The following is a 23,421-nucleotide window of genomic DNA, read 5'->3' as shown; positions in this document are numbered from 1 at the left end:
TTAAGAGCTCCTAACTTAATGATGTTGGGCGTGTCGCGCCGCTACTGCCACCCCGTCCCCACGACGGAGTCGTTATCCGGGGCGTAAGCCGCTGGACGACCATCGGGTGTTGTACGGGACCCGCTGCTCGACCAGATCGGCGACCTCCGCGGCCGCCTGACGGCCGGCCGCCCTTGGGCGCTGGTGTCACGCGGGGTATCCGCGGAGCCGGTTGCTAGCGCCGCTGGCCTCGGATGATTCGTTTCGGCCCATCCCTCTGGTTACGGATAGTCATCTTAGGGTGTCGCAAAGTTCGGTCTTGACAGTGGTAGCAAAGGCGAGCAGAGTTCAGACCACCTGATAACCAGGCCACCTGCTGAGGTGTCCTTGCTGTCGCGACGAAAGGCCAGACATTGAAGATCGTCCGCGTCGAGGCGTTTCCGCTCGGGATCCGGCTGGAGGAGCCGTTGCGCTGGGGCGCCATGGTGGTCCACTCCAAGGGCGGGATCGTCGTCGAGGTGGAGACCGACGAGGGGCTGGTGGGCCTCGGCGAGGCAGGCTTCTCCGCCGAGTACTTCCCGACCGTCGGTCCGATCATCAACCAGCAGCTCGCACCCCTGTTGATCGGCCGTGACCCGCTGGACCTCGCCGGCCTGTGGGAACTCATGTACCGGGCGACGCATCTGTGGGGGCGGCGCGGGGTCGAGACGTACGCGATCAGCGGGATCGACATCGCCCTCTGGGATCTGCTGGGCAAGGTCACCGATCAGCCGCTGCATCGCCTGCTCGGCTCAGCGAAACAGGAGGTGCGTGCGTATTACGCGCCGAGCCTCAAGTCGCCGGAGCGGATGGTTCCCGAGGCCCGCCGGGCGGTCGAGGCCGGCTTCACCGCCATCAAGCTGCGGGTCGGGCTCGGTGTCGAGGTGGACCAGCGGATCGTGGCCGACGTACGGGCCGCGGTGGGTCCTGCGATCGACCTAATGGTCGACGCGAACATGGCCTACGACCGGCGGACCGCGCTACGGATGGCCGCCCAGTTCGAAGACCTCGGGGTCTCCTGGTTGGAAGAGCCGATTCGCACCAACAGCCTCACCCAGTACATCGACGAGCACACCTGGCTCGCGGAACGGGTAGGTATCCGGCTTGCCGGCGGGGAGAGCCTGCTGACCCGGTTCGAGTATCTCGATGCCCTCACTCGCCACACCTTCGACGTTCTTCAGCCGGACTGCACCACGGTCGGTGGAATCAGTGAGGCCAAGCGTGTCGCCGACATGGCCAGCGGCTGGAACATCGAGTGCGTCCCGCACATCGGCTGCTCCTCTGGTACTGGTATCGGTCTTGCCGCCGGGCTGCACCTGATCCTCGCCTGCACGAACTCGCCGCTGGTTGAGTACGACGCCTATGGCGGGCCGGGCTGGGACGGGCTGCTCCAGGAACCCATCACCGCCGTCGGCGGCGTGGTGAACGCGCCCACCGGGCCGGGGCTGGGCGTCGCACTCGCCCCCGACGCGCGCGACCGCTTCGCGCTCGGTTGAGGAACGGCCCGGTGCACCCGACGCACGCGGCCGGCAGGGTCGCCGACGAACACAGGTACGACGAGGGGAGTCACGTGAGCGCGCCAGCAGGGACGTACACCGTCACCATCCTCAACAACGGTGACTGGGCGACCCATGGAACCGTCATGTACGACAACGCGTACCCGTCGCCCAAGCATGTGAAGATCGCCATGAACTTCTTCCTGCTTGAGGGCGGCGGGCAGCGGATTCTGGTCGACACCGGAATCGACAACGCGCTGGATTACACGACGCCGGAGCAGCGCGAGGAGTTCGGACTCACCACACACCGGACGACGGTGGCGGCGCTCGCCGAGCACGGCCTGACGCCCGACGACATCGACATCCTGATCATCACCCACCTGCACTTCGACCACTACGTCAACGCGCCGCTGTTCAACCGGGCCCGGATCGTGCTCAACCGGCGGGAGTACCAGCATGTCCTGCTGCCCGAGAACCGGGTCGTGCTGCCCCGCAACAGCTACCCACGCGAGGTCTTCGCCTGGCTGGTCGACGAGGCATGGGACCGGGTGGACCTCGTCGACGGCGAGGTCGAGGTACGGCCCGGCCTGCGGGTCATCTGGACCGGCGGGCACACCCCCGGACACCAGATCGTCGTCGCCGACACCACCGCCGGGCCGGTCGTCATCCCAGGCGACGAGGTCTACCTGTACGAGCACGTGGAGTCGCTGATTCCGATCGGCAACCACTACGACCTGCTGCGGCACGTGGAGACCCTGCGCCGGATCCGCGCGCTGGGCGCCACCGTGCTGCCCGCCCACGACATCCGGATCCGCGACCGCCATCCCAGCCTGCGGATCGGCGACTGACCGCCGGCATCGACGAGCCACCACCAGAGAACGAGAGGGAAACACACATGCGTCTGTCAGGACGGGTCGCGCTGATCACCGGTGGCGCCCAGGGAATCGGCGCCGCGATCGCGCGGGCCTACGCCCGCGAGGGCGCTGCGGTGGCGATCGCCGACATCCAGCCCGCCGACGAACTGGAGAAGGAGATCCGAGCCGCCGGCGGCACCGCCGCTCAGGTGTCGCTGGACGTCACCGATCCGGAATCGGTGGCCGCCGGGTTCGCCGAGGCGGAGCGGCAGCTCGGCCCGTTGGACATCGTGGTCAACAACGCCGCCATCGGTACGCCCGTCGCGCTGATCCAGGACCTCGACGTGGCCGCCTGGGAGCGTACGCTGAAGATCAATCTCACCGGCTCGATGCTCTGCATCCAGGCCGCCGCCCGGCTGATGCGCCCGCGCGGACGCGGCGCAATTGTCAACATCGCGTCCAATGTGGCCAAGCGTGGCCTGCCGAACCGTAGCGCCTACGTCTCCTCCAAGTGGGGCTTGCTCGGGCTCACCCAGACCGCCGCCCTGGAACTGGTCGACGCCAACATTCGGGTCAACGCGATCTGCCCCGGCCCGGTGGCGACGCCCCACCTCGACGAGGTCATGCAGGGGCACGCCCGGGCCGAGGGGCGCAGCGTCGAGCAGGTCGCCGAGGACTGGCGTACCGGCGCGCCGATGCGTCGCTTCATCGAGCTGGACGAGGTCGCGAACGTCGCCGTCTTTCTCGCCAGCGAGGAGAGCTCGGCGATGACCGGGCAGGCCCTGAACGTCACCGGCGGCCTGATCATGTCCTGATCTTCCTGGCCACCCGCCCATCGATCGCACCGCCATCACGTTCGGGAGGGGACGATGACGGAGCACCACCGCACTCATCTCTCGCCGCGGGCCGCGTACGACAGCGGCCTGATCGCCCGGCCGGATCAGCTCCTGGAGGTACGGCGGGACACCATCGCCGATGGCGACGCCCGCGGTGGCAGGACCGTGTCGGTACGGCCGTTGAACGGGCTCGCGGTCAGCATTCTGCTCGACCGGGGGATGGACATCGGCGGTGCCTGGTACGCCGGCACCCCGGTGTCCTGGATGTCCGCGGTCGGCGACTGCCGCCCGGGGCGGTCAGACGCTGACCAGGGCTGGCTGGACGGCTGGTCCGGCGGCCTGCTGACCACCTGCGGGCTGCGCAACGTCGGAGTCCCCAGCGACGGGCACGGCCAGCACGGCAACTTCACCGACCTGGCGGCCTTCGACGTGATGGTCCGCCGGTACTGGCTGCCCGACGGCGAGGCGGCGGTGGAGATCGCCGGCGTGCTCACCGACGCCGAGACCAACCCGGAACTCCAGATCACCGGGCCCGGTGTGGGGCTGCTGATGCGGGTGTCATGGGACCGCTCGACATTGCCACGGCTGCACACCTGGCGGCGACGTACGCCCCGGTCCTATGTCATGTCGATCGAACCCGCGAACTGCGGTCTCGGGGGCCGGGCCGCCGACCGGGCCGAGGGACGCGCGCCGTTCCTCGCACCTGGGGAGGAGCGGACCACCTCCCTGACCGTCGTCGTCGAACCACTCGTCCCGGTCCGCTGAGGACCGAGCAGAACGGAGCATTCTCGTGCGCGCAGTACTTCTTCCCGGCGACCGTCAAGCCCGCATAGTCGAGCTGGACAAGCCGACGCCCGGCCCTGGCCAGGTAGTGATTGAGGTCAAGGCCGCCGGCTTGTGCGGCAGTGACATCCACATGCTCTACCGGGTGCCGGCCGCCGAGCGACGCCAAGAAATCATGAAGGGCCTCTCTATCGACCCGGACATCGTCGGCAGCCACGAGCCGGCCGGCGTGGTGACCGAGGTCGGCTCGGGTGTGACGCACCTCCGGCCGGGCGATCGAGTGGCGGTGGCCCACCTTTCCGGCTGCGGCGTGTGCCTGTCCTGCCGCCGGGGCTGGGACATCGACTGCCCCGACAAGACCACCTACGGCTTCGACCGGCACGGCGCCATGGCCGACTTCATGCTCGCCGAGGCGAAGGACTGCGCGATCCTGCCGCCGTCGATCTCGTTCGCCGAAGGCGCCTTCTACGCCTGCGGGGCCGGCACCGGCTACTGGGCGCTGCGTCGTGGCCAGCTCGGGCCCTCCGAGACCGTCACCATCGTCGGCCTGGGCCCGGTCGGCGTCGCCGCAGCCTACTTTGCCAAGCAGGCCGGAGCGTGGGTCATCGGCGTCGACCCGGTCGCCGAGCGGCGTGAGTTCGCGCTGAGCCACGGCGTGGACGTCGCCATCGACCCCACCACCACGACCGTCGGTGAGGCCGTCCAGGAGCACAACGGCGGGCAGGGTGCGGACCTGGTCATCGACGCCTCCGGGGTGTCCGCGGGTCGTTCGGCGGCCCTGGACGCCGCCCGGACCTGGGGGCGCGTGGTGTTCGTCGGCTTCGGCGACGACGCCACCACCCTGGACATCGGCGCGCAGATCATCCAGAAGCAGTTGACCGTGCTGGGTGCCTGGGTCTATTCCACCCCGGACCTGCAGCAAATGCTGCATGACGTCGCCCGCCGCGGCTACTGCGTGCAGCCGCTGATCCTCCACGAATACGACCTCGCCGACGCCCCGCAAGCCTGGCGCGACTTCGACGCCGGATCACTCGGCAAGAGCATGGTCGTCTGGCGCTGACACATCGACCACCACCAACCTTCTCCGAGAGGATGACATGGCTACCTTCCGCCCCTCCATGAGCCGGCGCGCCCTGCTGCGCGGTGGCCTCGCCCTAGGCGCGGGCGCGCTGCTCAGCGCCTGCGGCGACGGATCGCGCTCCGGCACCGGCACCAACACCACCACCCTGGACGGTGACTTCAGCGACGCCGGTATCGACTGGAAGCAGTTCTCCGGCACCGAGATCACCTTTGGCGCGATGAGCCATCCGTGGGTGGACGCGCTCCAGCCGCACCTGCAGGAGTTCACCGAGCTGACCGGCATCCGCGTCAAGCCGCAGGTGCTTGGCGAGGCGCAGTACGTCTCGAAGATTGCCGTGACGCTGGCCGGCGGCTCCCCGACGCCGGACGTCTTCCTCGTCTACCAGGTGGGCCAGGCGGTCAGTTCAGGCTGGCTGGAACCACTGGATGCCTACCTGTCCGACCCACAGCTCACCAACCCGGCCTGGTACGCCTACGCCGACGACGTCTTTCCGGCGGCGCGGTCGTTCGCGCAGAGCGACGGCACCACACACGTCATGCCGATCACCACCGAGATCCAGGTGGTCTACACCCGCGATGACCTCGTGCCGTCCGGCCCCACCACCTTCGACGAACTGCTCGCCGCCGCCCGCGCGGCCAACAACGGCGACACCGCTGGGATCGGCCTGCGCGCGGTCGCCAATCCCAGTGAGGCACCCTGGCCCTACGCCGGATTCGTCTTCACCGAGGGCGGCTACCTCATCGACCCACAGGGTCGACCGGCGTTGGACTCCGCACCGAACGTGGCGGCGCTGACCTTCTACGCGCAACTGCTGCGCGAGTACGGGCCCAGGGGCGTCACCGGGTGGGGCTGGTTGGAGAACAACCAGGCGATGTCCCAGGGCCGTCTGGGTATGTGGTCGGACACCTCTACCTTCCTCGGCGGGCTGCGCGACGCGACCAACTCAGTGATCGCTGACAAGGCCTCCGCCTACCCGTTCCCGAGCAAGGACAGCCGGAGCGTGCCCAACTTCTGGTTCTGGACCGCCGGAATCAACGCCAAGAGCCAGCAGAAGAAGGCGGCCTGGCTCTTCCTGCAGTGGGCGACCAGCAAGCCTATGGCGGCGGCCGCCGGCGCGGCCGGCACCTCGCCGTCGCGGTCTAGTGCCTGGCAGGACGAGAGCATCCGGCAGCGGCTCGGCACCGAAAACGTTGACCGGGTGCTCTCCTCCTTGCAGGAGGCCGACTCCGAGCCAATGGCGCTGGCCTGGAAGCACGCCAAGTGGCCGGAGATCTCGGATGCCCTCGCTCGCGCCGTCAACGGCGTGGTGGCGGGCCAGAGCAGCCCCCAGGCGGCGCTGCAGGCGGCACAGCGGCTGGCGATCGCGGCGGTGCAGTAGCCCGATGTCCGACTCGACACTACGGGAACGGCGGCGGTCCGGGGGCAAGCGTTCCAGCTCCCGGCCGCCGGCCGCCGGCCGCGCCGTCACCGCCGGCGCGCTGGCGCGGGCGCGCACTCGCCGGCTGTTCCTCCTGCCGCTCACGGCTCTGCTGGTCGCGCTCACCGTGGTGCCGTTCGTCTACACCCTCGTCCTGAGCTTCACCAACATGGCGCCCACCGAGGCAAGCCTCCGGTTCGTCGGACTGTCGAACTACGCGGAACTGGTCGGCAGCAGGGAGTTCTGGTCCGCCGTCCGGGTCACCGCCGTCTTCACGGTGTCCGCGGTGGCGATCGAGTTCGTCGTGGCGATGGCGGTCGCGGTCGCGTTGACCCGGGTCACCCGGGGCGCCCCGCTGCTGCGGGCGCTGTTCCTGCTGCCGCTCGCGGCGGCGCCGGTGGCCAGCCTGTTCAACTGGCGGCTGATGTTCAACTCCTCGTTCGGGTTGATCAACTACGTGCTGGGGGTTCTCGGCCTGCCCCAGCCGGACTGGGGCGCCGATGCGGGCATGCCGCTGCTGAGCCTGATCATCGTCGACACCTGGCAGTGGACGCCGTTCGTACTGGTCATTCTGGTCGGGGGCATGTCCGCGATCCCAGCGGACGTGTACGAGGCGGCCTCGGTGGACGGCTCTGGCTCCTGGAGCACCTTCTGGCACGTGACGTTCCCGCTGCTGCGCCCGTTCGTGCTGGTGGCTCTGCTGTTCCGGGGAATCGACGCACTCAAGACGTTCGACAGCATTCAGGTGCTGACCGGGGGCGGCCCCGGCACCAGCACGACCACCCTCAACTACTTCGCCTTCCGCGAGGGCATCTCGTTCCTCAACTTCGGGCGGGCCAGCGCGGCCGCGATGCTGCTGTTGCTGGTGGCGATCCTGCTCGCACGACTGCTGTTGCGGTGGCTACGACCAAGCAAGGAGGAGGCACGCTGATGCCCGGTAAGCGAAGTTGGGTGGCCCGGATCGTGCTGTTCGTCTTCCTGGTCTGGTCGCTTTTCCCGATCTACTGGCTGCTGACCACCTCGTTCAAGGCACCCACCGAGGTGTCGAAGATTCCGCCGCGCTGGCTGCCACAACTCGACCTCAGCGCCTACACGACCGCACTCGCCTCGCCGGATCTTCAGGCGAGCCTGCTGAACAGCTTCGTGGTGGCGCTCGGTGCGACCACCATCGCCGTCGCCTGCGGTGTCCTGGCCGGATACGCGCTCGGGCAACTAGCGACGACCGACACGGCGCGTTACGAGTTCTGGGTCCTGACCAGCCGGATGGCGCCGCCTATCGCCGTCGCGCTGCCCTTCTTCCTGATGTTCCGCGTGGCGGGTCTACAGGACACCCTCGTCGGCGTAACCCTGGCCCACGTCGTGCTGGTGGTCGGGGTGGTGTCCTGGATCCTGATCGAGACGTTCCGTGGCCTGCCGCCGGCGCTGTTGGAGTCCGCCCTGCTCGATGGCTGCTCCTACGCCAGCGCCTTCCGCCGCGTGCTGCTGCCGCTCAGCATGCCGGGCATCGTCGGTGCCGGCAGCATCGCCTTCCTACTGTCGTGGAACGAGTTCTTCCTGTCGCTTATCCTCACCGACGTGGACGCCCGCACGTCGCCTCTCGCCCTGTACCAATATGTCGGTTTTCAGTCCCTTGATCTCGGGCAACTCGCGGCGGCATCCTGCGCCGTCCTGGTGCCCACCGCGTTGGTGGTCGGGTTCTTCCAACGGCAACTGGTCACCGGCCTGACCATGGGTGCGGTGAAGGAGTGAGTAGCGACCGGCAGATCAAGCGCATCGAACCGGTCCGCCGGCTCAAGGTCGCCGACTCGGTCGCCGCTCAACTGGAACGCCTGATCACCGAGGGTGAGTACGAACCGGGTGACAAGCTGCCTTCAGAGCGTGTGCTCTCCGAGCAGTTCGGCGTGGGGCGCAGTTCGATGCGTGAAGCGCTGCGCATGGTCGAGGCCGGTGGTCTGCTCCGCACCGACCACGGAGTCGGTGTCTTCGTGGTCAGCAAGACCAAGCGCCGCCAAGGCCTGGCCGACATGCTGCTGATCGACGACTACACCATCCCGGATCTGTTCGAGGTGCGGTTGAGCCTCGAACGGGACGCCGCGGGCCTGGCCGCCCAACGCATCACCCCCGCAGCCGCCGCCGAGTTGCGCGACCTCATCGAACGCTCGGCCGACCCCGCGCTCTCCGACGCCGAGTTCATCGAACTGGACGGGGAACTGCACAAGGCGATCGCCAAGGCGACGAACAACCTGCTGCTGCTGCGCCTTGCCGAGAGCCTGCAACCGCTCTTCACGATCTACTCGCACCGCGTGATCGCGCTGCCCGGCCGCCGTGCCATCGCTCACGAGGGCCACTGCCGGATCGTCGACGCAGTCATCGGCCGGCGGGTCCGCGACGCGAAGGCCGCAGCGGTGAACCACATCCGCGAAGTGGAGGCGAACATCGTCCAACGCCTTCAGGACGGCAGCGGCTGACGACAGCTGCGGTGGCGATAAGGGCCTTGACGCATGGCCCCGCGGCATTCCCGAACCACAGTTACCGAAGGTGAATGTCGGGCCGTACGGCAGACCTGACTAGGGCGGGTCCTGCCGGCTGCGCCCGGTGGACCGCCGACGGCACGGGGATCGGATCCTCGCGGCGGCGCAGGTTCATGACGACGGCACACCCGTGCAGGGGTCAGTTCTGTCCGACGACCTTGACGTCCTTCCAGAACGCGACCCGGTCCCGGACCATCTCGGCGTCGGGTAGCGGTTCCGGGTAGTACCAGACCGCGTCTACGCTGGTCTGGCCGTCGTGCTCCAACGTGTAGTACGACGCGGTGCCCTTCCACGGGCAGACTGTGTGGGTGTCGGAGTCCTGCAGCAGGTCGTCGCGGAGCGCGGCGCGGGGGAAGTAGTGGTTCCCCTCGACCACGACGGTGTCCCGGCTCTCGGCGATGGCCAGGTCGTTCCAGATTGCTTTCGGCATGCTCCCCAGACTATGCCGGCCCGTGTCCGCCCGGCCGTCGCTATCGCGCCACCTCGTGCAGCGTGACGGCGTCGAGTCGACCGCCGGTCAGTTCGGCGGTGAGGTACGTCGCGTGCGGCTGGCGGCGCCGGTCGGTCGGCGAGCCGGGATTGAGTAGCCGCAGACCACCGGGCGCCTCGCTGTCCCAGGGAATGTGGGAGTGCCCGAACACGAGCAGGTCACAGCCGGGAAACCGGGCCGCGCACCGCCGCTCCCGGCCGCTGGCCGGGCCGGTCTCGTGCACCACCGCGATGCGCAGTCCGGCCACGTCCGCGAAGGCGATCTCCGGCAGCCGGGCACGCAGGTCGGGACCGTCGTTGTTGCCGTAGACGCCGATCAGCCGGGCGCTGCGCCGCTCCAACTCGTCGAGCAACGACACGCTGACCCAGTCGCCGGCATGGATGACAAGGTCGGCGGCATCGACGGCAGACCACAGCCCGGACGGCAGGTCACGGGCACGTTTCGGCAGGTGAGTGTCCGCCATGATGACCAACCGCACACGGTCAGCCTAACCTCGCCCCGGCCCCGGCTAGGCCAGCCGGGTCAGCCCGCCGCCCGGTAAGCGCGACCCGCCGCGGGATCGTGACCTACTGAAGACCTGAGCAGGTGAGAAACCCAGCTGGGGTGCATGCTCGGGAGGTGCACTTCTCCATGCGGGCCGACGACATCGGTCAGGTAGGCCAGGTGGGACGGCTCGGCCCCACCGTCCTCTCCTGCCTGTTCGAGCAGGCGCAGGCAGCGACGTTGGAAGTCCAGTGCCGGCGGACCAGCCGGCGGTGCCAGGCCAGCAGGGTGGCCGGGGTGGCGATCCGACGCCTCCACAGGTCCCGTGGCAGGGCCCGGACCAGCGCGGAGAACACCGCCCGCTCTGGCCAGGACAGGTGCGGCCGACCGACCTGACGGCGTAGCACCGCCACCTCGTGGCGCAGCACCAGCAGCTCGGCGAACATTGCGGACTCGCCGCGCGTGGCCTGCGACAACCAGCCGAACACCTGCACCGCACTCAGGTACAGCAGTCGAACCGGCATCCCTGCCATCCTGCGTCACTGCCGCGAAGCAGCAGCTCACACTGTGTGCGAGGAGTTCTGGCACGCTACCAGCGCAGCCGATCCACCAGCGCTGCCCGCACATCGTCCGCCACGTCCCCGCCATGCTGGCGTAACTGCTTGCCCGCGTCTGCGCGGTAGGTGTCGTCGTCCACTGCTGCCGGGCCGCCCCCGTCATCGTGAAGTCGTGCGGCAGCCGGCCGGCGGCGGATTACGGTGCCAGGGCGGGCAGGAGGAACCGGCCGGTGAGGTCACCGGTCGCGCCGAAGACGACGAGGCGTCCGATTATCCGGCGAACTCGCGTACCGGCCGGCCAGCGATCTGCGGGCTGGCCCGAAACAGCGCGCCGGCCAGCGGGTCCGCCCCCTCCGGCAGGCCCTCCCGTGAGGTGGTGATGAACAACTCGTCCAGCTTCGCTCCACCGAAGGTACAGGCGGTGACCTTGCGGGCGGGCACCGTCAGCACTTCGTCGAGACGACCGTCGGGCGTGTACCGGTGCACGGCGCCGCCGTTGACGATCGCCGTCCACACCCCGCCCTCGACGTCGACGGTCAGGCCGTCGGGTTGGCCACCGTCGGGGATCTCGACGAACGTACGCCGATCGGTCAGGCCTGACTCGCGGTCGTAGTCGAACACGCTGATCCGGTGTGTGGCGGTGTCGTTGTAGTAGGCGCGAGAGCCGTCGGGGCTCCACTCGAGCCCGTTGGAGACGGTGACGCCGGAAAGCACGACCGCGACGGTGAGATCGGCGTCGAGCCGGTACAGGCTGGCGGCGCCCGACCGTTGGTCGTAGGCCATCGAACCGCAGTAGAACCGGCCGTCCGGGTCGCAGCCGCCCTCGTTCATCCGCACGTCGTCGCTCGACCAGAGTTCGGGCAGTGGTGTGCGGGAGCCGTCTGGGTCCTCCAGCAGGAACCCTCGCTCAATCCCGATCACCGCGCCACCGTTCCGGCGCGGGCGCAGCGCCGCGGCAACGGGACCCACGTGACTGCGCGAGACGTTCCCGTCGCCGTCGAGGGACAGCACGTCACCGGCCAGCATGTCGAGCCAGCGCAGGCCGCCCCACCGGGGCGACCACACCGGCCCCTCGCCGTGGTAGGCCACCGGGGCCGTCACCTGCTCAACTCGCATGACAACTGCCCCTTTGGGTATGACCGGCACCGCTTACCGCCAGACTAGGGGATTTCCTCGTCGCCGAGAAATAAAAGACGACAGGCGCGACGGCGGTGATCGCCCTCAATGCGTTCCTGGGTGAGCGCGGCGCGAACGCCTGCGGTTGCTCCAGCAAGTGACGGCAGGTACGGCGGATTCACCGGACAGGCGTGCCTTTGGCCGAACGGAAAGCGCTCGCCTCTGCCCGGAACCCCCGATAACCTGCCTCGACCAAGAAGGAGACTGCGGTGAGCGAGACGAGGACGCTGTGGCGGCCGACCGGCCCCGAGGGGCTCGACCTCGGGCGCGCCTCCGGTTGGAAGGCGTGGCCGCTGCGGTGAGGTCCTCTGGTACGTCTTGCAGGACGATCTCAACCTGGGGCGGGTCGGCGTAGGTGAGCCAGGACATCACCCAGGCGTAGGCCTGGCCGAGGTGACCGAGGCCGACGATCCACCAGTCTGCCGGGGTGTGGGTCAGTCCGGGCCCGTCAGCGCTGCTCCCCGGCTGCCACAGGTTCACCGTGATGGTGCGCCAGCCGGCGTCGCCGCCCGGGCGGTTCCGGATCGCGCCGGAAGGCCTCATGCACGCCGAGGGCAGCGGCGGCGATCGCGGCCAGAATGTTCCCCTTGATGCCGTGGTCCGGTCCCCGTGTCGGCCGGGTGGACGTGAGCGGTCCAGCCGTTCCATCTGGCCCGGAGCCGGACGCCGCTGGCGGGCGCCCGCAGCGCAGCGGCGCGCCACGCCCTGATGCTCGCGCGGGACGGGCGGTGATGTGGGCGGTACGCCGTCAGCGTCGCCTGGTCTCCGGCGGCGGGCCGCTGCTCTCCCTGATCACCAGCTGGGGGGTGCCGGAGGAGTTCTGGGGTGGCTGTTCCTTCCCGATCATGGCCACCACCTCACGGAAGGCTCGTCGCCCGACATCCACGAAGTCCTGTCGCACGGTCGTCAGGGCCGGGCTCCACAGCGCGCCGAGCGGGTGTCCGTCGAACCCGACGACACTGATCTCCTCGGGGACCCGGCGCCCCTTCTCATGCAGGGCGCGCAGCAGGCCGATGGCCAGTTCGTCGTTGCCGCATAGCACTGCGGTGACGTCGTCGCGCTCGGCGAGGGTGAGGCCGATCTCGTATGCCTGGTGGGGGTCCCAACCGGCCTCCATCAGCTGGGGTATTTCTGCGCTGGCGCGCTCGAGGGCCTTGCGCCAGCCGGCGGAGCGGCCGCTGCGGCGCCCGGCCAGCGGCACCGCGATGTGATGGACGGTGCGGTGGCCGAGTTGGAGAAGGTAGTCCGTGGCGGTCATGGCGGCGGTGGTGTCGTCGAGAACGACGTGGGGGACGCCGGAGCCCCGGCTGCCGGCGACGGCCACGACCGGGACTCCCGGCGGCATGGCGCGTACCGCCGCGATGCCCGCCGGGTCGAACTTCAGCACGATGACTCCGGCGACGGGGTTTGCCAGGGCGAGGTCGATCGTCTTGGTGACAGTGTCCGGGTCGTCGGCCTCGATGACCGTGATCATGACGATGTAGCCGGCCAGCCGGGCAGCCTCCTCGATGCCCTGGATGGTGAGGGCGTAGCCGTACCGGGTGGTGGCGCCGGCGAGTACCGCGATCACCGATTGATGCCCCTTGATCAGGGCGCGGGCAGCACCGTTTGGCCGGTATCCGAGCTCCTGGATCGCCCGCAGCACCCGTTCCCGGCGTTCCGTGCTGACCGGCACCGAGCCGGTCAGCACGCGTGACACGGTCGGCACCGAGACGCCGGCCAGCTTGGCGACGTCGGTGATGGCGGGCGTGCGGCTCACGGATCTGGGCATGTCACACACATCGTAGTCGGGTTACGGCGCCTGCCGAAGCGGCGCCGTAACGGAGTGCCAGGTAGATGATCATCGAAGGATTGCGGATAGATTACGATCCGTTTTCGCATCGCATGAAAACGTTATCATCCGTGTGCCGTGAACTTACCTGGGGCACCGCGAGCATCAGGAGGGGGTCCTCGGATGAGCGAGCACAGCGAGCGAACCAGGCCCCGGTATGGTGGTGCCTCACGCTGGCGCCGAGCCCAGTGGAGCGCCGGCATGAGCGAGCGCTGGCAGCGGGTGCGCCACCATCCTGGCGCGGTGGCGGCAATGTTCCTCCTGCCTGCGGGGTTCGGCTTCGTCGTCTTCTACCTCTGGCCCACGATCCGTGCACTGTGGATGAGCTTCACCGACTACAACCTCCTGCGCGGCTCCGGTGATTGGGTCGGTTTGCAGAACTACCAGGACCTGGTCGCCGACCCGCTGTTCTGGCACTCGATGCGGGTGACCGCGCTGTATGTGGTGCTGAACATCGGCGTGCAGACCGCTCTCGCATTGGCGATGGCGGTGATGATGGACCGGCTTACCCGGTCAGCACTGGTACGCGGTGTGCTGGTCCTGCCGTGGCTGATCCCCCAGGTGGTCGTCGGCCTGCTCTGGCTGTGGATGCTCGACCCCCGGCTCGGCGTGGTGAACCACGTGTTGGACTGGGTGGGCATCGGTGGCCAGGACTTCCTTGGCTCTCCGGCCCAGGTGATCCCGACACTGGCCGGTGTGAACACCTGGCGGTTCGTCGGCTACACCGCACTCCTGATCTTCGCCGGCCTGCAGATGATCCCCCGTCACCTGTACGAGGCGGCGGCGCTGGACGGTGCGGGGGAGTGGCGGACCTTCTGGCGAGTCACCCTGCCGCTGCTACGTCCGGTGCTGGCGTTGGTGCTGGTGCTGTCGGTGGTGGGCTCGTTCCAGGTGTTCGACCTGGTGCAGGTCGCCACCGGCGGCATCGGAGGCCAACCGGGCGGACCCGCCAACTCCAGCCTGGTGATCTACGTCTACATCTTCCGGCACGCGTTCAACTTCAACAATGCCGGCTACGCGGCCGCCATGTCGGCGGTGCTGGCGGTGCTGTTGGCCGCAGTCACCTTCTTCATCATGCGGGGGCTGCGTGGCTCCCGGTCCGACCTGGCGTGAAGGGCGGTTGGCGATGACATCGACGACCAGCGCACCAACCGGCCGGCAGACTGCGCCCCGCCGCCCGGCTCGCAGGCCGCGCCGTCCGCTGCGGTTCCGGCTGTCCCGCATCGCCGCCTGGGCGGTGTTGGCCCTGCTGCTGGCGGGGACGTTGCTGCCCTTCTACTGGATCCTGCGCACCGCCTTCTCGACCAACTCAGCGCTGTTCACCGGCGACCAGTCCGTGCTACCGCCAGAGCCCACCTGGGTCAACTTCCGGCGGGTGCTCGGGCTGGCCAGCCCCGAGGAGGTACGGGCGGCCGGCGGCTCCGGCGCCGAGCTGCAGTTCTGGCTCTACCTACGTAACTCCGTCGTCTTCGCCACGCTGGTCACGGTCGGGCAGGTGGCCTGCTGCGCGATGGCCGCGTACGCGTTCGCGCGGCTGCACTGGCGCGGCCGGGACGCGGTGTTCTACCTGTTCCTGTCCACGCTGATGGTCCCGCCGATCTTCCTGCTGATCCCGAACTTCGTGCTGCTCAGCGAGGTCGGCCTGCTGGACACGTTCGTCGGTTTGGTCGCGCCGTACTTCTTCATGACGCCGTTCATGGTGTTCTTCCTTCGTCAGTTCTTCCTCGGGATGAGCAGCGAGTTGGAAGACGCGGCCCGGATGGACGGAGCCGGCCATCCCCGGATCTTTCTGCGGATCTGTGTACCGGTGATGGCGGCTCCGCTCAGCACCGCCGCGATCCTGTCGTACGTGTCGGCCTGGAACGAGTTCATGTGGCCTCTCGTCGCAGGCAGCGACCCGAGCGTACGGGTGTTGACCGTGGGCCTGTCGGCCTTCCGGTCCGGACAGCCCCAGGCGGCGCCGGACTGGACCGGACTGATGGCGGCCACGGTGCTGGGCGCTCTACCGGTGATCCTGCTGTTCCTGGCCATGGGCCGGAGGATCGTCGATTCGATCAGATTCACCGGCCTGAAGTGACAGGAGGTCGCCGCAAGCGGCGACCTCGCGGGGGGATGGGTAACGCGCAAACTCAATTCCGAGAGGAGCCCACGATGAAGCTCAGCTGGCGCCGGCGGATCGCGGTACCGATGAGTGCCGCGATCCTGCTGGTGGCCGCGTGCAGCGGCACAGGTGACGACGAGAACGTGTCACTCGACTACTGGCTCTGGGACGACCGGCAGATCCCCCAGTACCAGGAGTGCGCGAACGCGTTCACCGAGCAGACCGGCATCAATGTCAAGATCACCCAGTACGCGTGGGAAGACTACTGGAGCAACCTCAACACCCAGTTCGCTGCTCGCCGGGCTCCCGACGTGTTCACCGACCACCTGGCGTTCTACCCGTCGTTCGTGCAGAACCAGGTGATCCTGCCGATCAACGAGTACGTCGAGCGGGACAACGTCGACCTGGGGCAGTACTACCCAGGGCTCGCCGACCTCTGGGTGGGCCAGGACGGAAAGCGGTACGGGCTGCCAAAGGACTGGGACACCATCGCCATGGCGTACGACTCGGCCATGCTGGCGGATGCCGGCCTCAGCCGGGAGGACGTCTGGAACGCCACCTGGAACCCCACCGACGGAGGCACCTTCGAGGACATCATCGCCCGGCTGACCGTCGACGAGAACGGCGTACGCGGCAACGAGCCCGGCTTCGACGCGACCAAGGTCGCCGTGTACGGACTCAGCTTCGACAACCCGTCCAACTCGGCATCCGGTCAGACCAGCTGGGGCAACTTCGCCCGCAGTCTTGGCTTTGAACTGCTCGCCGACGGCAACCCCTGGGGCACCGACTACCAGTTCGACGACCCGAGGTTGGCCCAGACGCTCGACTGGTTCGCCCGGATGGTCAAGGCCGGCTACGTGACGCCGCTGGCCGACCTACAGGGCGTCGGGTACGTCTCGCTGTTCGAGGCGGGCGACGTGGCGTTGACGATCAACGGTTCGTGGGCGATCAGCAGCTTCACCGGGATCTCCGGTGTCGATGTGGGGTTCGCGCCGCTGCCCACCGGACCGCAGGGCCGGTGGAGCATCTACAACGGTCTCGCCGACGCGATCTCGGCCAACACCGCGCATCGGGACGAGGCGTGGCAGTGGGTGAAGTACCTGGCGTCCGCCGAGTGCCAGAACGTGGTCGGTGAGAAGGCTGTCGTGTTCCCGGCCATCCCGGCCTCCCTGGAGATCGGTGAGCGGGCCCGGGAGCAGGCCGGCCTGGATGTCAGCGCCTACACCACCTACCTGGAATCGCAGAATACCTTCCTCTACCCGGTCACGGTGAACTTCGACCAGGTGACCCAGGCGGTCGGTGCCGCCGTCGACGAGATCCTGCTCGGCCGCCGTCCCGCCGCCGAGGCGTTGACCGCCGCGCAGCGGCAGGTCGACTCGATCATGGGCCGATAGGGACCAGCACCCCATGGACCCGATGTTCTCGCGGGACTGATCTGTTCACAATCTGAAAACCTTTTCACCGGATGACCTTGAAACGCGCTGTCGACCCTGCTGAGGAGCACGTGTGAGCACGACCCACCGAGACGACGAATACCTCCACTGGGGACACTCCGCCCTCGCGGTCATCCTCGCCATCCCGTCCGACGCCCCACCGAGCCTGGTGCACCTCGCGGTCGACAACGCTGAGGTGCACCAGGTCGGACAGCATCACCCGCTGGTCGAGATCCAGGTAGGTGGACACGGGCGTGCCTGGTCGGGTGCCCGCTCGACCGGCACGGCGGTGGGCCGGCGGCTGCGCTACGACGGCTACCACCAAAGTGTCGAGGACGGCTGGCAGCTACTGCGAGTCGACGCCACCGATCCCGGTAGCGGCCTGCGGGTCGAGGTGTGGTTCCGGACTCCGGTCGGGGTGCCGGCACTGCAGACCTGGACCGTGGTCCACAACCCCACCCCCCATCCACTGACCCTGCGGGCGGTCAGCTCCCTGGTGACCAACCTGATCCTGCCGCCCGACACCGGTACCGAGGACATCGACCTGCACTGGGCGCAGACCAGTTGGCTCGCCGAGAGCCGGTGGCGCCGCCAACCGGCACGCGAGCTCGACCTGCCCGACCTGGACCTGCCGTTGCACGGACACCGGTCGCGCGATGCCTTCGTGGTGACCAGCACCGGCTCATGGTCGACCAAACACGCCCTGCCGGTGGGGGTGCTCGTGCACCGCCCCACCGGCCGCGCCTGGTGCTGGCAGATCGAGCACAACGGGAGCTGGCGCTGGGAGGTCGGCGAGCGCCAGGCGGGGCTCTACCTTGCGGCGACCGGCCCCAACGACGCCGACCACCAGTGGCGGCACGTTCTCGCGCCGGGCGCCCACTTCACCTCCGTACCGGTGGGGATCGCGGTCTCCGACGAGGGTCTGGACGGGGCTGCGGCGGCGATTACGCGGTACCGCCGGCAGATCGTCCGCCCGCACCCGGACCGCGAGACCCTGCCCGTGGTGTTCAACGACTACATGAACACGCTGATGGGTGAGCCCACCAGTGAAGCCCTCAACCCGCTGATCGACGCGGCGGCCGCCGCCGGCGCCGAGTACTTCTGCATCGACGCGGGCTGGCACGACGACAGCCGCTCCAGCCGATGGCACGAGCTGATGGGCGGCTGGATCCCGTCGACCACCCGGTTCACCCACGGCCTCGGCGAGGTGATCGGGCGCATCCGCGCCGCCGGAATGGTACCCGGCCTGTGGCTGGAGCCGGAGGTGGTCGGGGTCGACAGCCCGGTGGCGGCCCACCTGCCGGCGGACGCCTTCTTCCAGCGCGACGGCGAACGGCTGGTCGAGGACGCGCGCTACCACCTGGACCTTCGCCACCCCGCTGCGGTCGCTCACCTCGACGGGGTGGTGGACCGGCTGGTCGCCGACTTCGGCATCGGCTACTTCAAGCTCGACTACAACATCGACTCCGGCGCCGGCACCGACCTGGCCGCCACCAGCCCGGGCGACGGCCTGCTCGGCCACGGCCGGGCCCTGCTCGCCTGGCTCGACGGGGTACTCGACCGACACCCCGGGCTGGTCATCGAGAACTGTGCCTCCGGTGCCATGCGGATGGACTACGCCATGCTCGCCCGGCTGCAACTGCAGTCCACCAGCGACCAGCAGAACCCCGAACGGTACCCACCGATCGCCGCGGCGGCACCGATGAGCGTGCTGCCGGAGCAGGCCGCCAACTGGGCGTACCCGCAACCCGGCATGAGCCCGGAAGGCATCGCGTTCTGCCTGGTCACCGGGATGGTCGGACGGCTCTACCTTTCCGGCCACCTGGACCAGATGGCACCCGACCAGCGCCGGCTCGTCGCCGACGGACTGGCCGCCTACCGCAGCATCCGCGGCCACCTCACGAGGGCGGTGCCGTGCTGGCCCGCCGGCCTGCCCCGCTGGGCCGATCCCTGGATCACTCTCGGGCTGCGCCCGTCGACCGGCGACGAACAGCCCACCTACCTCGCGCTGTGGCGCCGCCCCGGTGCCGACCCGAAGCTCACCATCCACCTGCCCCACCTGGCCGGACGTCAGCTCCGGCCGAGGCTCGTATACCCGCACGACCTTGCTTCCTGGCACGTGAGCTGGGAGCCCGAGCCGGGTCACCTGACGGTGGTCAGTGCCGACGCCGCGCCGGCGGCCCGCCTGTTCGCACTCGCCCCCGAGACCTGATTGGAGGCCCACCCGGTCGCCACCGCCGACCAGCACCGCGACACCGCACATCCCCACCACACCGGCCAGCACTCGTAGAGCAGGAGGAGAAGCATGGCCAGAACACTCACACCACTACCGACACGGAAAGCCGTACCGGCGCTCGTCACCGCGTTCGCCCTCGTCGCCGCGGCATCGGCGGCGGCCGTGCCCGCCCAGGCCCAGGAACAGCCGGCCGTCCAGCAGCTCGTCGTCGACCTCGGTGAGCGCACCGGTGAGTTCCGCGGTGCCGCCAGCGGCGCCCTGTACGGGCTCAGCGACGAGGGCGTGCCCAGCGACAACACCCTGGAGCCGCTGCGGCTGACTACCGTCAACCAGAAGCCACCCGCCGGTGCCCAGCACCCCAACGGCGACGCCCTGGTCGTGGCGGAGCCGTTCTTCCGCACCGGCGGCGAGTACATCCAGATCAACGTCCAGGACATGTATGCGCAGTGGACGTACGAGAACGTCGGCGGGGTGATCCCCTGCAACCAGGTCTGCTTCGACAACTACATGGAGAAGCTGGTCTGGGTGGTCGACCAGGTCTCCAAGCATCCGCACGCCGACCGGATCGTGTACGTGCCGTTCAACGAGCCGGACTTCATCTGGTACGGCACCTCCACCGGCAACCCCGTCCAGTACCAGCAGCGTCGGGACGCGTTGCTCAGCCACTGGAAGACCGTGGTCGAGTACATCCGTGAGCACCACGAGGGCGCCCGCGTGATGGGCACCAACGACGCGCTGTTCCGGGAGCGCTTCTACGGTGACTTCCTCACCTTCGCCCGCGACAACGACGTACTGCCGGACTTCGTCTCCTGGCACCAGCTCGACTCCACCGGCCTGGACCCGCAGCACGGCAACTACTTCCGCACCAACTATGAGACCTACCGGAGGCTGGAGCGGGAGCGCGGCATCGCGCCGATCCCGATCAACATCAACGAGTACGGCGGCAACCGGGACCTGACGGTGCCCGGTCAGCTCCTCCAGTACGTCGCCATGTTCGAGGAGGCCAAGGTCGACGCGGGCGGCAAGGCGTACTGGACCGCGGCCGGGCTCCTCGGCGGGGACGTCGTCGAGACCAACAAGCCCGGCGGCGGCTGGTGGTTCTACAAGATGTACGCCGACATGCGCGGATCCGACACCGTCAAGGTGACCCCACCGCCCGCCACCACCATCGACAAGCTCGAAGCCATCGGCGCCATCGACGACAACCGTCGTCAGGCCCGCATCATCGCCGGTGGTGGCACGGCGACCGACTTCGACGTCGTGATCGACAACATCGACCGGAAGCTGTTCGGCGGCAAGGTCAACGTGACGGTCTCCGCGACCACCTGGAGCGGGCAGAACTCCGACGCCCCGCCGCCGGTAGTGCTCCGCGACGAGGACCTCACCCCGAAGAACGGCTCGTTGGTGATCCCGATCCGCGGCCTCGGATTCCAAGGCGACGGCGCGCCGAACATCGACCTGATGTCGGCGTACGAGATCGTGCTGTCGCCCGGCGGTGCCGGCACCCGCCAGTCGGTCGACCTGCCCTGGCGCGCCTCGTACGAGGCGGAGAGCGCCACCATCACGGCCGGCACGGTGCAGACCTTCGGCACTCCGGCGAACTGGAACGCGGCCGCCGCCTCCGGCAGCCGGCACGTCGGCAACCTCACCCAGAACAACAGCGCGGTCACCTTCGACGTCGAGGTGCCCGAGGCCGGTGACTACAAGCTGAGCATCCTCTACGGCAACCAGACCGGTCAGCCCTCCCAGCAGGCGCTCTCCGTCAATGGTGGCCAGGCCCAGTTCGTCGACTACCAGGCCACGCTGAACTTCCAGTGGCGGACCCGCAAGGACGTGGTGATCCAGCTCCGGGCGGGGGCGAACCAGATCCGGCTGGCCAAGTCCCACCCCGAGTTGGGTACGGCGGTCGCCCAGGCGACGCTGGACCGGATCGACCTGGAGCGGCGCTCCGGCGAGATCGTCACCCGCGACTACGAGGCCGAGCGGTCGCAGACCAAGGGCGACGTGACCTACGAGTACGACCACAAACAGCAGTCGGGGGCGGGGCACCTCACCCTCAAACGCGGTGGCGAGGCGATGTTCTCGGTGTACGCCGAGGAAGACGGCTACTACGACCTGGAGTTCCGGCACAACAGCCCGGGACGGCCTGGGTCGGTCACCGCGAACATCGGGCTCGACCGGCGCCCGGTCGACGGCGCCGTGCTCCGAGCCAACCCCGGAGGTGGCACGTTCTTCAAGACCGACCGGCACCGCCTCTTCCTCTCCGCTGGGGTGAACCGGGTGACCGTGGAGCCCGCCGGCAACACCCCGGTACGCCTCGACCGGCTCAGCGTCACCCGAGCCTCGAACGCGCCGAGCGTGCGAACGGTGGAGGCCGAGTCGACCACTCTGAGCGGCTCGGCCAGGGTGGAGAGCCATGGGTACGCCTCGGGTGGACAGTACGTCGGCTGGATCGGCCAAGGACCACAGAACCGGCTGTCCTTCGAGGTCGACGTGGACACGGCCGGGGACTACATGCTCGTCGTGCACTACGCCAACGACGAGCGGAAGACCGGCCACGTCTACAACGCCGACATCATCTCCCGGCCGGTCGACCTCGTCGTCAACGGTGGGGACTCCACCCGGTACTGGTTCAAGAACACCTGGTCCTGGGGTAACTGGTGGGCGCGCGGCGTGCCGGTAACCCTCAAGGCCGGAACCAACACCATCACCATGTACAACGACCCGGCCATCGGGGCCACCGCCCAGGGGTGCCCCACGCCCTGCATGCCCACGCTGGACAGCCAGTGGGCGCCGAACCTCGACCGGTTCGACCTCGCTCCGATCAGGGTCCACTGATCCTCGGGCGATGTCCCGCGGTGGATCTTGGCCATCGGCCGAGATCCACCGCGGTAGCGGTAGCGGACGATCGGGATCGTCGCCATGTGCAGCAACGCGGTGTCGCCTGCCGAGGGTTGGACCCGTCTCGTCGGCCACCCAGGACCGCGTCCGGGCAACCAAACCGGCCGGTGGTCAGCTGCCGCGGGTCTTCACGCACCCCGGCCAGCCCCCGCTCCCACCAGCAGCGGCTACGCGGCCACCACAAGATCTGATGTTGTGGCCGCAACGCACAGACGATCACGTAGTGGCCGTCTCGCGTCCAGCCCACCTGGCGTGGGCCGCCCACGTCTGAGGGGAGACAGCGTGCTCTTCGACTTGACCCCGCTGGGGCCGAAAGAGTTTGAAGAACTGTCTCAAGCCCTGGCTGTGGCGGTGCTGGGTGGCGCAGTCTCTGTCTTCGGAGAAGGCAGGGACGATGGACGTGAAGCGACCTTCGAGGGCCGGATGCAGTACCCGAATCCTCTGCCGCCTACCGAAGCACGGGACGGCTACGGCATCCTCCAGGCCAAGTACCACACGATCAACGTTCAAAGACGAGGCACTAGCAAGGGCCAGCGAGTGAGTCGTCCAAACCTGGGAACGAATGGCGCGATCTTGATAGTTATCACGCGCAGTGACGGGCGCTCCAGCCTCAGGCGCGCTCCATCGGCGGCAGAAGAGTAAGTCTCTGGACCGCCCTGCGAGAATGCGAAACATGCCGTACCTCGTCGCCACCGAGCGCCTCGGGTGGCCACCACTTCGGCGTTGGCATGCCCTCACGATGTTTTTCGGAGAGGTGCAGACACGGCTGCGCTACGAGGTCGCCCCGGAAAAGCCGACAGCCACCTGCCACCTGCAGGTACGTGGTAACGACAACGCCCTGTGCGACTATCCGTGGCAGCTCCTGGTTCTTGTGCCCGGACAACCTCCGTGGGGTGAGCTCGCACAATGGTTGCGTTGCGACGAATGCGAAGACAAGTGGATCCCGACCAACTCGTAGGCTGCTTCGTCATGGAGGTTGGCCTCCGCCAGGCATGGCCATTTCTTAACTTCTGCGACAACCGTCCGACGCCGCCGCAAAAAGTCGGCTCTACCTCGACACGGATTGGTGCATCGAGGCCGTCAGCCGGACTCAAGGCACCGCTGCCGACGATGCCAGCTGGCTCACAGCTGCGCTCACCCTGAACGGCGCCACGATCGCAGGGGCACATGTGGCGGACGACGGCACACTCCTTTTAG

At 68.5% G+C, this 23,421-nt stretch carries 21 protein-coding genes and 3 pseudogenes; 18 read left to right on the top strand and 6 right to left on the bottom strand.

Annotated features, from left to right (window positions below):
• Positions 1 to 392 precede the first annotated feature (392 nt).
• From Vqi01_RS27375 to Vqi01_RS31710, 10 genes and pseudogenes are all read left to right on the top strand, one after another.
• Positions 393 to 1,514, top strand: coding sequence for a mandelate racemase/muconate lactonizing enzyme family protein (locus Vqi01_RS27375; protein WP_204038022.1), 1,122 nt, complete (start codon positions 393 to 395; stop codon positions 1,512 to 1,514).
• 74 nt (positions 1,515 to 1,588) lie between these two features.
• Entirely contained in the window at positions 1,589 to 2,362 is a 774-nt protein-coding gene (locus Vqi01_RS27370) for an N-acyl homoserine lactonase family protein (RefSeq protein ID WP_204038021.1), read from the top strand.
• 47 nt (positions 2,363 to 2,409) lie between these two features.
• A complete protein-coding gene (locus Vqi01_RS27365; RefSeq protein WP_204038020.1) occupies positions 2,410 to 3,183 on the top strand; it encodes an SDR family NAD(P)-dependent oxidoreductase in 774 nt (257 codons plus the stop codon).
• 54 nt (positions 3,184 to 3,237) lie between these two features.
• Positions 3,238 to 3,969: a DUF4432 family protein gene (locus tag Vqi01_RS27360; protein WP_204038019.1), complete on the top strand. Its 732-nt coding sequence runs from the start codon at positions 3,238 to 3,240 to the stop codon at positions 3,967 to 3,969.
• Positions 3,970 to 3,994: 25 nt separating this feature from the next.
• On the top strand, positions 3,995 to 5,047 hold the full coding sequence (locus Vqi01_RS27355; RefSeq protein WP_204038018.1) for a zinc-binding dehydrogenase: 1,053 nt from the start codon (positions 3,995 to 3,997) through the stop codon (positions 5,045 to 5,047).
• A gap of 37 nt (positions 5,048 to 5,084) precedes the next feature.
• The gene (locus Vqi01_RS27350; RefSeq protein ID WP_204038017.1) at positions 5,085 to 6,446 is read left to right on the top strand and encodes an extracellular solute-binding protein; all 1,362 of its coding nucleotides are present in this window, start codon (positions 5,085 to 5,087) and stop codon (positions 6,444 to 6,446) included.
• A 4-nt stretch (positions 6,447 to 6,450) separates the two neighbouring features.
• Positions 6,451 to 7,416: a carbohydrate ABC transporter permease gene (locus Vqi01_RS27345; protein WP_204038016.1), complete on the top strand. Its 966-nt coding sequence runs from the start codon at positions 6,451 to 6,453 to the stop codon at positions 7,414 to 7,416.
• Entirely contained in the window at positions 7,416 to 8,234 is an 819-nt protein-coding gene (locus Vqi01_RS27340) for a carbohydrate ABC transporter permease (RefSeq protein ID WP_204038015.1), read from the top strand. Before Vqi01_RS27345 ends, Vqi01_RS27340 begins: the two co-directional genes overlap by 1 nt.
• Positions 8,231 to 8,953 (top strand): FadR/GntR family transcriptional regulator, encoded by a 723-nt coding sequence (locus tag Vqi01_RS27335; protein ID WP_204038014.1) that lies wholly within the window; start codon positions 8,231 to 8,233, stop codon positions 8,951 to 8,953. The genes Vqi01_RS27340 and Vqi01_RS27335 overlap by 4 nt, the downstream gene beginning before the upstream one ends.
• Before the next feature lie 125 nt (positions 8,954 to 9,078).
• Positions 9,079 to 9,170: pseudogene (locus Vqi01_RS31710) on the top strand (IS5/IS1182 family transposase); the annotation flags it as partial.
• Here the strand turns inward: Vqi01_RS31710 and Vqi01_RS27330 are convergent.
• The 4 genes from Vqi01_RS27330 to Vqi01_RS27315 form a co-directional block, all read right to left on the bottom strand.
• Positions 9,156 to 9,446 carry a DUF427 domain-containing protein gene (locus tag Vqi01_RS27330; protein WP_204038013.1) on the bottom strand — a complete coding sequence of 97 codons (291 nt, stop codon included), beginning with the start codon at positions 9,444 to 9,446 and terminating at the stop codon, positions 9,156 to 9,158. The pseudogene Vqi01_RS31710 and the gene Vqi01_RS27330 sit on opposite strands and share 15 nt — an antisense overlap.
• Before the next feature lie 40 nt (positions 9,447 to 9,486).
• Entirely contained in the window at positions 9,487 to 9,984 is a 498-nt protein-coding gene (locus tag Vqi01_RS27325) for a metallophosphoesterase family protein (protein WP_204038012.1), read from the bottom strand.
• A gap of 172 nt (positions 9,985 to 10,156) precedes the next feature.
• Complete coding sequence (locus Vqi01_RS27320; RefSeq protein WP_204038011.1) at positions 10,157 to 10,513, bottom strand: hypothetical protein; 357 nt, start codon at positions 10,511 to 10,513, stop codon at positions 10,157 to 10,159.
• A 303-nt stretch (positions 10,514 to 10,816) separates the two neighbouring features.
• Positions 10,817 to 11,662 (bottom strand): SMP-30/gluconolactonase/LRE family protein, encoded by an 846-nt coding sequence (locus Vqi01_RS27315; RefSeq protein WP_204038010.1) that lies wholly within the window; start codon positions 11,660 to 11,662, stop codon positions 10,817 to 10,819.
• 269 nt (positions 11,663 to 11,931) lie between these two features.
• Between Vqi01_RS27315 and Vqi01_RS27310 the strand changes: the two are divergent.
• Positions 11,932 to 12,021 (top strand): annotated as a pseudogene (locus Vqi01_RS27310) (ADP-ribosylation/crystallin J1); the annotation flags it as partial.
• 25 nt (positions 12,022 to 12,046) lie between these two features.
• Here the strand turns inward: Vqi01_RS27310 and Vqi01_RS31850 are convergent.
• Together Vqi01_RS31850 and Vqi01_RS27305 are read right to left on the bottom strand one after the other, a co-directional pair.
• Positions 12,047 to 12,265: pseudogene (locus tag Vqi01_RS31850) on the bottom strand (hypothetical protein); the annotation flags it as partial.
• Between the two features lie 205 nt (positions 12,266 to 12,470).
• Complete coding sequence (locus Vqi01_RS27305) at positions 12,471 to 13,493, bottom strand: LacI family DNA-binding transcriptional regulator (protein WP_204038009.1); 1,023 nt, start codon at positions 13,491 to 13,493, stop codon at positions 12,471 to 12,473.
• A 261-nt stretch (positions 13,494 to 13,754) separates the two neighbouring features.
• On the opposite strand from Vqi01_RS27305, the gene Vqi01_RS27300 reads away from it, so the two are divergent.
• The 7 genes from Vqi01_RS27300 (at position 13,755) to Vqi01_RS27270 (ending at position 23,182) form a co-directional block, all read left to right on the top strand.
• Entirely contained in the window at positions 13,755 to 14,666 is a 912-nt protein-coding gene (locus Vqi01_RS27300) for a carbohydrate ABC transporter permease (protein WP_239098707.1), read from the top strand.
• A gap of 13 nt (positions 14,667 to 14,679) precedes the next feature.
• Complete coding sequence (locus Vqi01_RS27295) at positions 14,680 to 15,630, top strand: carbohydrate ABC transporter permease (protein WP_239098706.1); 951 nt, start codon at positions 14,680 to 14,682, stop codon at positions 15,628 to 15,630.
• Between the two features lie 74 nt (positions 15,631 to 15,704).
• A complete protein-coding gene (locus Vqi01_RS27290; protein ID WP_204038008.1) occupies positions 15,705 to 17,048 on the top strand; it encodes an ABC transporter substrate-binding protein in 1,344 nt (447 codons plus the stop codon).
• A 112-nt stretch (positions 17,049 to 17,160) separates the two neighbouring features.
• Positions 17,161 to 19,299: a glycoside hydrolase family 36 protein gene (locus tag Vqi01_RS27285; protein ID WP_204038007.1), complete on the top strand. Its 2,139-nt coding sequence runs from the start codon at positions 17,161 to 17,163 to the stop codon at positions 19,297 to 19,299.
• Positions 19,300 to 19,392: 93 nt separating this feature from the next.
• Positions 19,393 to 22,161: a CBM35 domain-containing protein gene (locus Vqi01_RS27280; RefSeq protein WP_204038006.1), complete on the top strand. Its 2,769-nt coding sequence runs from the start codon at positions 19,393 to 19,395 to the stop codon at positions 22,159 to 22,161.
• 345 nt (positions 22,162 to 22,506) lie between these two features.
• Positions 22,507 to 22,866 carry a hypothetical protein gene (locus Vqi01_RS27275; protein ID WP_204038005.1) on the top strand — a complete coding sequence of 120 codons (360 nt, stop codon included), beginning with the start codon at positions 22,507 to 22,509 and terminating at the stop codon, positions 22,864 to 22,866.
• A 31-nt stretch (positions 22,867 to 22,897) separates the two neighbouring features.
• Positions 22,898 to 23,182 carry a hypothetical protein gene (locus Vqi01_RS27270; protein WP_204038004.1) on the top strand — a complete coding sequence of 95 codons (285 nt, stop codon included), beginning with the start codon at positions 22,898 to 22,900 and terminating at the stop codon, positions 23,180 to 23,182.
• Positions 23,183 to 23,421 lie beyond the last annotated feature (239 nt).

This window comes from Micromonospora qiuiae, from assembly GCF_016863555.1.
GTDB classification, from domain to species: Bacteria; Actinomycetota; Actinomycetes; order Mycobacteriales; family Micromonosporaceae; genus Micromonospora; species Micromonospora qiuiae.
This window is presented reverse-complemented; position numbering and strand designations above follow the sequence as displayed.